Origin of the sequence: Myroides sp. C6-3, from assembly GCF_050522425.1 — a bacterium.
GTDB lineage: Bacteria > Bacteroidota > Bacteroidia > Flavobacteriales > Flavobacteriaceae > Flavobacterium.
In genome coordinates this window covers 98,902-108,194 of the sequence record NZ_JBMVQP010000009.1, presented here as the reverse complement: position 1 = coordinate 108,194, position 9,293 = coordinate 98,902, and the positions used below count along the sequence as shown (strand labels likewise).

Genomic DNA, 9,293 nt, shown 5'->3' with positions numbered 1-9,293 from the left:
TAGTATTTCTTTGCTATCCATCATGATGCAAATATATTATTTTACAACTTCCTCCCCAACTTTTGCGCTTGATCCAATAAAAACTTATTTATTGGGTGTTTTTTTTTCAAATCTTACGAATCTTGTAAAGATCAAACTAAATAAAAAAGCCATTAGCAAAGCCACATAAAACATATAATCTTTATAAAAATAGCTTTTTGTAGACCATAGTGTATAAATATTACCTTTAAAGTAATATATAAACGTAAACAATAAAGTTGCTATTAAGAGCATAATTTTTTTTTTCATTATATGTTTAATTTAAAATTATAATTACGTTACTCGTTGTAGATACTTCTTGTAATTCTTCTAGGTTATTCTTAAGTTCCTTAAAAGTTTCTTCTTTGTATAAACCATTACCATGATGATCTAGAGCTGGTTTGATGGGATTTACTCCTTTAAATCTAGGGTCATTTGGATCATACGGAATTGTTATTGCGCAACTTGTGTCAGAATTACCACTTCCTTTGCTCGTCCTAGTAAAACAGTCGATACTCGCAAATGCAAAAGCAAGCATACCACCTGAACCTGCTCCTAAGGCCCCTCCTAGAACTCCACCTCCAACAGCTCCTGTTGCCGTACCAACTAATGGTAAAACCACAGTTCCTCCTGTTGCGCCAGTATAAGCACCTCCTATTGCTCCTGTAATAGCGCCTCCTGCGATACCTCTACCAATATTGTTTCCTTGTTCTTCAAGCATGCAATCAAGCCAACTTTTTTTGTTCTGTTTATCACCAGTAAGAGCAAATGCTGTAAGAGAATTTTTATTAGCAACTTCTATTTCTTCATATTTAGATAATATGAAATCTATATTTGCCTCAAATGATGCATAAATAGGGTATAAAATTTCATAATCTTCCTTTGTCAAATTTTTGTGTGTAAGCATACGGTTCTTTTGGTCAAGAAAAGTACTTTTTAAATTATCTAAAGAGCTGTTGTAAATCTTACTATATAATTCTGACAATAGAGATGATACTTGCTTAGAATAATTAAATTTATAGGTAATGTTGATTGTAATAGTTTCATTATTATTTACTTTTTGTGTTCTTACAAAATTTTCATTTTTGTTAAAAGCTTCCAAAGTATATTTTTCAACTTCTTCTAAATTCTTATCCCAATTTTCTTTTATATTTTTATAAATAGCTAGTCTAATAGTTTCATAATCTTTATTCAAATGATTTTTTGTACTATTGTGGGTAAAGTTATTTTTAGGATCCAAAGAATTATCCTGATTACAAGAAAATCCTAATAAGCATAAGAATAAAATAATTGTTTTTTTGTATTCATTGTGAAATTTTTTAAATATTTTATGTAAAATTAATAATAATAAATACCAATTCCAAAAGAGGTGTTTTTTCAAAGAACAGTGTGTCTATTTTTGTCAAAAACAGGTGTGTAATAATCTTTACTTGCTTTTTTTTTGATTTCAATGCCAACGATACCGTGTGATCCTTTGTTTTTTGATGTGGATCACAGTATCTTAAAAGTTTGGACAACGTGTGTTTAATCTCGTCTAGTTAGATTAATGAACTAGATGTAATCTGTGCTTCTATTTGTCGGATCTGTAACAATAGGTAAATAGGTAGATCTATCTTTGGTTAAATTCGTCGGTTCGTCTAGAAGTGATAAAAAACGAGTGAATGGATATCCAAACGAAATCTGGACAATTAGCCGCACAGTCTTATACCAATGAAAATTCCATCAATGCAGTTGGATTAGTCGTTGTATTTAGCGTAATGGAAGATATTGAACACTTTGAACAGCGCAATATTGCTATTTTACCTGAAGCATGGGTAAAGGGATTCTATGAACCTCTAGTTAGATCACGTGGTGATCAAGCAACAAAATCGTGGATGGAAAATCAAGTGTATCTTTCTCTTGGTTATTTTTTATCTGCTTGTATGAGCCTTGGATTAGATGCAACACCAATGGAAGGAATTAATCGCCAAGCGTATCAAGAAATTTTACAGCAAGAAGGATATGCTCCTTTATTTGCCGTTACAGTGGGCTATGCTGATAGTAGCGATGCTATGCATCCAACGGTTTTGCCTAAATCGCGTTTTGAACGGGAAGAAATTATTGTGTCGATTTAGTTTATAGGTGTTGAGATGTTGAGATGAGTTGAAGATTTTTCTGAAATAAGAAGGTACTTGCTTTAAGCGAAGAGATGGTCAAAAAAGTAAAAAGTTTACAAATCAGCAAAAAACTAAGAAAAAGCATTTTTATCATTGAGTATTTTCTGTTAACCGTTAACCAACTACCAAGCTCTTTTATCTGTTACAAACGGTTTTGTTAGGTCAAACACTACATTAAAGCTGGTTTTAGCTCCTGCCCGTTGTAAGTTGTAGCTGTATTCTTTGTTGTCAATGGTTACCCACCATAGATTAGCGGCAGCGGCAGGTATACTGGCGGTAGTTTCTTGATCGGCGGGAAAGTATTGAATATGGGCTGTACCCGTATTGGTGGTTGTACCGCCATACATGGTTATTTCATCAGGTTTTCCATTCGTTTGACGGTGGTCGTGTTTGAGTTCAACTCGATCTCCCTTCAGTGTAAAAACCCAGGTGCGCGATAGATCATCTCCAACAAAAAAAGCAATTTTCACCTCGCGTTTATCGCAAGCAGAGACATACATGATTAGTTCTTTGTTGTCAAAATCAGCAGGGATAGGGGAAGAAACGATAGATCCTTTGTATGCTTTTCCGCAGTGTTCTGCGAGGTTTTCGATGAATTGGGTTGAAGCATTTGGCGCTTGCGCTTTTGTGTAACATACACTGCTGATACAAAACAGCAAAACAAGTAGGTTTTTCATTATAACTAGAATATATAAAAGACTAAGATAGTGGTATAAAGAATGTTTACCTAATACTCGACAAAAACAAGGGTGGTTTTGGAGATAAAACGGACCGTATTTTCAATAAAAGCCTTATTTTTGAGAAAAGCTAATAAACAATGATTCGATTGACAGCGCAAATCGTTCAAGTGAACGAGCAAGCCGTATTTGTACATTTATATACCCATGATACCCCAAAGACAGCGACAACTTTAGTTTTATTACACGATTCGTTAGGAAGTGTTGAGTTATGGCGTGATTGGCCTCGCTTGTTAGCTGAGCAATTGCAGTGTAATGTTATGGTATACGATCGCGTGGGCTATGGAAAATCTCAGCCGATGCAAACAGCTGTCCGAGAACGAAATTACTTAGAACAAGAAGGTGTGTTTTTGGAGGAGTTGCGCAAGGTGTTGCAATTGGAAAAGATTGCGGTATTTGGGCATAGTGATGGAGCATCCATCGCCTTATGGTATGGGATTTTGTATCCAGAATATACAGCAGCTATGGTGATTGAAGCCGGTCATGTTTTTGTCGAAGAGGTAACCTTAAGGGGTGTTTTGGATGCTAAAAAAGCCTATGAAGAAACAGATTTAAGACATCGATTGGCAAAATATCACGGAGAACGCGTAGAAAAATTGTGTTATGCTTGGTTTGATATTTGGTTAGATCCTGCGTATCGCGACTGGACGATGGTGCCTGAATTGTATCGAATTACCTCTCCTTTACTATTTTTACAAGGTGATTTGGACGAATATGGCACCTTAGCACAGGTGGAGGAAACTATTACACAGGTGAGTGGAATTGCTGAAAAATACGTATTTGAACAAGTAGGACATATCCCACATAAAGAACAAAAGGAGCAAACTATGGCTTTGATTGTCTCCTTTTTAAAACCTTATCTATAATTGGAGCAAATGCTCTATTTTATCGAGAAATAATTGTTCAATTCTCGGGTCTTTGGCTTGTAAATAAGACGTTTTTAAACTGTTTAAGTATTGGTCTAGATTGGTGATAACACTCCCAGGAGCTAACTCAAAAGGAACTTGAAAGTTCTTGGCTTTAATTGTTTCTAGGGCTGTTTTGATATAAGTCTCTTTATCCATTGTCAGTTTTGTATGGGGCGCAAAGATATAAAATCATTTGGATGATCAAAGGAAGTGAAAAAGAATAGCCTAATCCTGTTGTGAGAATTAGGCTATTTTTTGATCTAGCGCGGTAGCTCGATCGTATACGTTTTACCTTTTGTTTTAAGATTGGTGTTGACTAGCCACGGGTTGTGTAATTTCAACAACTTGTAGTTTGATCCTTGTTCAATGGCAAACATAGGTAAATCTTCAATATCGTTACTTACCGTAATATAGCGCATGGGGATCGGTTGATATTTATCAGCCTTTGGGATGTCATACCCGTATAGCTGTGGATTCGACATGATTTCTTTCATCGCAAGTATTCTGAAAACATAACGCGAAGTTTCTTGATTTAAAAACAAATCGTAATAGTTGTCTACATATTGAGAATTCATTGCTTTTGTCATGCCAGCCATTCCTCTATTGTAAGCAGCGGCAACCATAGTCCATGAACCAAATTTAGCTTTGGCGTCTTTAAAGTATCGACAAGCAGCTTCTGTTGCTTTCTCTAGGTGGTAACGTTCATCTACTGTATCGTCTACTGTAAGGTTGTATTCTCCAGCCGTTCCTTTCATAAACTGCCAAAAGCCAGAAGCTCCAGCAGACGAAACTACATTGGAAAGCGTACTTTCGATTACACAAAGGTATTTAAAATCGTCGGGAATATCGTTTTTTTTCAGAATAGGCTCTATAATAGGGAAGTAGCGCTCTGCTCTTTTAATAACCAAAGTCGTTGAGGAATGTAAATTGGCGTTGATAATCATCTCACGGTCAAAACGCTCTTTGACATCAATGATTTCGAGCGGAGCTCGCTCACCGGCAAAATTTGCTTTGGATGGCAAGGAAACATGGTGATCTGTCGGATCTTTCTGTTCTACCGTATTGTTGCTTGTTCCCTGTGAGGATGCAAAAATAAACGTAGATGCTACACCTACAACTGCTGTTGTGTAGAGTACATTTTTAAGGTTCTTTTTCATTTATAGTGTTTAATATAATTTTTTGTAGATTTTGATTAAACCATCTGTATTTTAGTAAGATCATGGCATGTGTACCGTCTTTTACTTCTATTGCGTTTCGAATGTTCTTGAATGGAAATACTTCATCTTTTGTTCCGTGAATGTGAACGACTCCTTCCAAGTTTTCTTTTTGATCCCAGTTTAGAACGGTTCGAATACACCAATTTAAATAGTGTGGATCTCGAATCGATAAATAGCGATTGTAGAGTTCTACGCGTTTCTTTTGTTTGTCATTGCCATAACGTGCGATCAGATGAAGGAAGAACTCAACACCGCTAGTAGGTACTAACTTGTAGAGCTTCGTGTATTTGGCCCATTTAAAACGCTTGGGAAATTCTCGATTCGAACGTACACTTGAAATAATGATGATTTTTTGAACGTCAATGAGCTTGGCTAATTCTTGTGCAATAATTCCGCCAAAGGATACGCCTACTAAGATAGGATTTTTCTGTTGAATCAGTGGAATGTATTTTTGGGTGTACGCGATTAAATCTTCCTTTTTTTCGCAAGGTAGCCATTCTAAAAAATGCAATTCAAAACGCGAAGTATCCCAAACTAATCGTTCAAAAATTAGCGAAGTAGAGGACATTCCTGGGAAGAAATAAATCGGTATTTTGTTCATTTTAAATAAATTAACATACTTAATAGGGGTGGTTTGGAAAAAAATGACGAACTTTGATAAATATAGCGATAAAACTAGTTGATTCGCAGTATAAACAATCTAAAAGTTTTTTTACGTTGTAATTGTTATGAATTGGGGTCTTCGACCACCGTTCTTTTTTTATTGCTATGAAAAGGAGGTTCATCATAACACGAAAATATAAAATTTTAGTATAATGGAAATTAAAGACAATGAATTGCTTCGCCAGTTCGAGCTTGAAACCGATCAGGGATTGCTCAGCGTGGAGTATTCACTTCAAGAGAGAAAAATCTTTCTTACTAAATTAAAAGGCTTCGAAGAGGGTGTACAAGCGCAATCGATCGATTTTCTTAAAGGAGTACTCGATATCGTTAGAGAAAAAAGATTAAGAGTCGTTCCTACGCATCCAAAAATTGTTTCTTTTTTTAGGAAAAATCCTACATACAAAGAAATGCTTCCTCCAGGGATAAGAATTTAATCCTGTGAGATTTAAAAAACCACTTATAACACACACAGCATACCCCTAAGTAGGGTGATAAAAAAGAAAAAGCCTGTTTGAAATTAGTCTCAAACAGGCTTTTTGATTTACGCTATAAAATCAAATCGAACGATACCGTCGTCGTCAATTTTCGTTAGTTTAATAGGGTGTAATGTATTGACTAAAGCAGGATCCCAAGGGGTTTTTACTTTGACGTAGTTCTCTGTAAAACCGTGAATGTACCCTTCTTTATTTTCACTTTCAAATAAAACCGTTTTTTCGTTACCTAACTGTGACTCATAAAAGGCACGGCGTTTTTTAACGGATAAACCGCGCAACATTTTACTTCTCTTGTTTCTTACTTCCATCGGAACAACCTCTTCCATGGCTATGGCTTCTGTATTGTCGCGTTCTGAATAAGTGAAGACATGGAGATAAGAGATGTCTAAATTACTCAGGAAGTTATACGTATCTAAAAACTTCTCATCTGTTTCGCCGGGGAAACCAACGATAACATCTACTCCGATACAGCAATCAGGCATCACGGTGCGTATTTTATCCACGCGTTCTACATACAATTCTCGCATATAACGACGTTTCATCTTTTTTAAGATATCGTTATTACCCGATTGTAGTGGAATGTGAAAATGAGGAACAAAGGTTCTACTTTTCGAAACAAATTCGATAGTTTCATTTTTCAATAAGTTCGGCTCAATAGAAGAAATACGCAAACGCTCAATTCCCTCAACTTGATCGAGGGCTTGCACCAATTCTAAAAAGGTGTGTTCATGCTTTTTATTGCCAAATTCACCTTTCCCATAATCCCCTATATTAACACCTGTAAGTACAATTTCCTTAATGTCTTGAGCTGAAATTTCAGCTGCGTTTTTCAAGACATTCTCCATGGTGTCACTGCGAGAAATACCACGTGCCAAAGGAATCGTACAATACGTACATTTGTAATCACATCCATCTTGTACCTTTAAAAAGGCGCGTGTTCGATCTCCAATCGAATAAGAGCCTACATAAAAATCGGCTTCTGAAATCTCACAAGAGTGTACCTGACCCATTTCATTTTTAGAAAGGTCATTGATGTAATCAGTCAATTTAAATTTTTCTGTAGCACCTAGTACTAAATCGACCCCATCAACTTGAGCTAATTCAGCCGGTTTTAATTGCGCATAACATCCAACAGCGGCAATGAAGGCCTTGTCGTTTTTCTTTTGCGCTTTTTTAACTATTTGTTTGAATTGTTTATCTGCATTTTCGGTTACAGAACACGTATTGATCACATAAATGTCTGCCACATCCTCAAATTCAACACGATCAAAACCTTCATCGACGAAACTTCTTGCTATTGTTGAGGTTTCAGAAAAGTTTAGCTTACATCCCAAGGTGTAAAAAGCTACTTTTTTTCTATTTTCCATAATCATTCTTTACTATGAGTAGTAACTTTGAAGTATATTTACTCTTTGTTGTCACAAAGCGTGCAAATTTACGTACAAAATTCGGTTTGATGAAATCAATAATTTATTATATATCAATTCTTTGTATCCCCTTCCTCGTTTTTTCCTGCCAAAAAAAAACAGCGGAAAATGTTAAAGGTGAGGTATTTCGCTACAATGAAAATTCAAATATTCAAACACTAGACCCTGCTTTTGCTCGTAGTATGGCGATTATATGGCCGTGTAATCAGTTGTTTAATGGATTGGTTCAGCTTGATGATCAATTACAGCTAGTGGGAGATATAGCCAAGTCTTGGACTACATCTCCTGATGGGTTAACCTATGATTTTGTTTTGCGTAAAGAGGTCTATTTTCATCCACATCCCGCTTTTGGAGCGGCTCAAACTCGTCCTGTTACAGCAAGTGATTTTGTCTATAGTTTAGATCGCTTAACGGATCCACAAACGGCTTCACCTGGGGCGTGGATTATGCAAAAAGTAGAACATTATCAGGCGGTGAACGATACCGTTTTTCGCTTGCAGTTGAAAGAGTCTTTCCCTGCTATACTCGGCTTGCTATCCATGCGTTATGCCTCTGTTGTTCCTCAAGAAGTACTAGAAGATCCTCAACACGATTTTCGAACCCATCCCATTGGAACTGGACCGTTTTATTTTAAGTTTTGGGAAGAAAATGTCAAATTGGTCTTGAGGCGAAACCCAAACTATTTTGAAAAAGATGCTGAAGGCATTCAATTGCCTTATCTTGAATCTGTTGCTATTACCTTTTTACCAGATAAGCAAAGTGCCTTTTTACAGTTTATTCAAGGGAATTTGGATTTTATTTCTGGACTCGATCCTTCTTATAAAGATGATTTGATCACACTTGAAGGTGAGCTGCAACCAAAGTATCAGGACGTGGTGCAAATGGAAACCGGTCCTTACCTCAATACAGAGTATTTGGGTTTTAATATGGACGACAAAAATAGCCCTGTAGGTGATAAACGCATTCGACAAGCCTTGAACATAGGCTTTGATCGCGTTAAAATGTTGAAACACTTGAGAAGTGGAATGGGAACGGCTCAAGTAGGAGGGATTATACCTAAAGGTTTGCAAGGTACTATTGTCTCGGGTTCTATGTATGATATAGACAAAGCGAAAGCTCTGGTAGAGGCTTATAAAAAAGAGCATCAACAAGTTAAAGTGACCATTCCACTATCAACCAATGCAGGTTATCTCGATATAGCGGAATACTTGCAAAGAGAGTGGCAAAAAATAGGTTTAACAGTAGAGATTGACGTCATGCCACCAGCTACGTTAAGACAGGGGATGGCTTCGGGAAAAATCGCTTTCTTTAGAGGAAGCTGGATTGCAGATTATCCTGATGCAGAAAATTTTCTGTCTTTGTTTTACAGCAAGAATAAAGCACCGAATGGTCCTAACTATACTTTTTTTGCCCATCCAACTTACGATCAATGGTATGAACAATCTTTTCAAATAACCGATTCAAACGAGAGAGAACAACGCTATCAGCAAATGGATCGTTTGATTGCAGAAGAAGTGCCTGTTGTGGTTCTGTTTTACGATCAAGCGGTTCGATTTAGCCGAAAGAATGTTCAGCAATTGGGCATTAACCCTATGAATAATTTGTTTTTGAAAAAGGTGAAAAAGTCAAATTGAAAATAATTCTATTTTTATAGGGGAATTCTTAGTGAAATG

The 9,293-nt window shown here is 36.4% G+C and carries 10 protein-coding genes; 4 read left to right on the top strand and 6 right to left on the bottom strand.

Features of this window, described 5'->3' with window-relative positions; genetic code table 11:
* Positions 1 to 295: 295 nt before the first annotated feature.
* The gene (locus ACPDG9_RS05880; RefSeq protein ID WP_430526828.1) at positions 296 to 1,399 is read right to left on the bottom strand and encodes a hypothetical protein; all 1,104 of its coding nucleotides are present in this window, start codon (positions 1,397 to 1,399) and stop codon (positions 296 to 298) included.
* Positions 1,400 to 1,679: 280 nt separating this feature from the next.
* On the opposite strand from ACPDG9_RS05880, the gene ACPDG9_RS05875 reads away from it, so the two are divergent.
* Entirely contained in the window at positions 1,680 to 2,132 is a 453-nt protein-coding gene (locus ACPDG9_RS05875) for a nitroreductase family protein (protein WP_430526827.1), read from the top strand.
* A 164-nt stretch (positions 2,133 to 2,296) separates the two neighbouring features.
* On the opposite strand, the gene ACPDG9_RS05870 is transcribed toward ACPDG9_RS05875, so the two are convergent.
* The gene (locus ACPDG9_RS05870; protein ID WP_430526826.1) at positions 2,297 to 2,851 is read right to left on the bottom strand and encodes a hypothetical protein; all 555 of its coding nucleotides are present in this window, start codon (positions 2,849 to 2,851) and stop codon (positions 2,297 to 2,299) included.
* Positions 2,852 to 2,991: 140 nt separating this feature from the next.
* Between ACPDG9_RS05870 and ACPDG9_RS05865 the strand changes: the two genes are divergently transcribed.
* The gene (locus ACPDG9_RS05865; protein ID WP_430526825.1) at positions 2,992 to 3,777 is read left to right on the top strand and encodes an alpha/beta fold hydrolase; all 786 of its coding nucleotides are present in this window, start codon (positions 2,992 to 2,994) and stop codon (positions 3,775 to 3,777) included.
* On the opposite strand, the gene ACPDG9_RS05860 is transcribed toward ACPDG9_RS05865, so the two are convergent.
* From ACPDG9_RS05860 to ACPDG9_RS05850, 3 genes are all read right to left on the bottom strand, one after another.
* On the bottom strand, positions 3,772 to 3,975 hold the full coding sequence (locus tag ACPDG9_RS05860) for a hypothetical protein (RefSeq protein WP_430526824.1): 204 nt from the start codon (positions 3,973 to 3,975) through the stop codon (positions 3,772 to 3,774). The two genes, ACPDG9_RS05865 and ACPDG9_RS05860, sit on opposite strands and share 6 nt — an antisense overlap.
* Positions 3,976 to 4,079: 104 nt before the next feature.
* The gene (locus ACPDG9_RS05855) at positions 4,080 to 4,976 is read right to left on the bottom strand and encodes a lytic transglycosylase domain-containing protein (RefSeq protein ID WP_430526823.1); all 897 of its coding nucleotides are present in this window, start codon (positions 4,974 to 4,976) and stop codon (positions 4,080 to 4,082) included.
* Positions 4,960 to 5,637: a YqiA/YcfP family alpha/beta fold hydrolase gene (locus ACPDG9_RS05850; RefSeq protein ID WP_430526822.1), complete on the bottom strand. Its 678-nt coding sequence runs from the start codon at positions 5,635 to 5,637 to the stop codon at positions 4,960 to 4,962. The genes ACPDG9_RS05855 and ACPDG9_RS05850 overlap by 17 nt, the downstream gene beginning before the upstream one ends.
* 214 nt (positions 5,638 to 5,851) lie before the next feature.
* Here ACPDG9_RS05850 and ACPDG9_RS05845 point away from each other — a divergent pair, with 214 nt between their 5' ends.
* Complete coding sequence (locus ACPDG9_RS05845) at positions 5,852 to 6,133, top strand: GNAT family N-acetyltransferase (protein ID WP_158961227.1); 282 nt, start codon at positions 5,852 to 5,854, stop codon at positions 6,131 to 6,133.
* Between the two features lie 107 nt (positions 6,134 to 6,240).
* On the opposite strand, the gene mtaB is transcribed toward ACPDG9_RS05845, so the two are convergent.
* On the bottom strand, positions 6,241 to 7,560 hold the full coding sequence (gene mtaB, locus ACPDG9_RS05840; RefSeq protein ID WP_430526821.1) for a tRNA (N(6)-L-threonylcarbamoyladenosine(37)-C(2))-methylthiotransferase MtaB: 1,320 nt from the start codon (positions 7,558 to 7,560) through the stop codon (positions 6,241 to 6,243).
* Between the two features lie 89 nt (positions 7,561 to 7,649).
* Between mtaB and ACPDG9_RS05835 the strand changes: the two genes are divergently transcribed.
* Positions 7,650 to 9,254: an ABC transporter substrate-binding protein gene (locus ACPDG9_RS05835; RefSeq protein ID WP_430526820.1), complete on the top strand. Its 1,605-nt coding sequence runs from the start codon at positions 7,650 to 7,652 to the stop codon at positions 9,252 to 9,254.
* Positions 9,255 to 9,293: the final 39 nt, after the last annotated feature.

Bases quoted from the DNA above. Each gene is read 5' to 3' on its own strand.
- ACPDG9_RS05875 (WP_430526827.1), top strand. From the start codon at position 1,680: ATGGATATCCAAACGAAATCTGGACAATTAGCCGCACAGTCTTATACC.
- ACPDG9_RS05870 (WP_430526826.1), bottom strand. From the start codon at position 2,851: ATGAAAAACCTACTTGTTTTGCTGTTTTGTATCAGCAGTGTATGTTAC.
- ACPDG9_RS05865 (WP_430526825.1), top strand. From the start codon at position 2,992: ATGATTCGATTGACAGCGCAAATCGTTCAAGTGAACGAGCAAGCCGTA.
- ACPDG9_RS05860 (WP_430526824.1), bottom strand. From the start codon at position 3,975: ATGGATAAAGAGACTTATATCAAAACAGCCCTAGAAACAATTAAAGCC.
- ACPDG9_RS05855 (WP_430526823.1), bottom strand. From the start codon at position 4,976: ATGAAAAAGAACCTTAAAAATGTACTCTACACAACAGCAGTTGTAGGT.
- ACPDG9_RS05850 (WP_430526822.1), bottom strand. From the start codon at position 5,637: ATGAACAAAATACCGATTTATTTCTTCCCAGGAATGTCCTCTACTTCG.
- ACPDG9_RS05845 (WP_158961227.1), top strand. From the start codon at position 5,852: ATGGAAATTAAAGACAATGAATTGCTTCGCCAGTTCGAGCTTGAAACC.
- mtaB (WP_430526821.1), bottom strand. From the start codon at position 7,560: ATGGAAAATAGAAAAAAAGTAGCTTTTTACACCTTGGGATGTAAGCTA.
- ACPDG9_RS05835 (WP_430526820.1), top strand. From the start codon at position 7,650: ATGAAATCAATAATTTATTATATATCAATTCTTTGTATCCCCTTCCTC.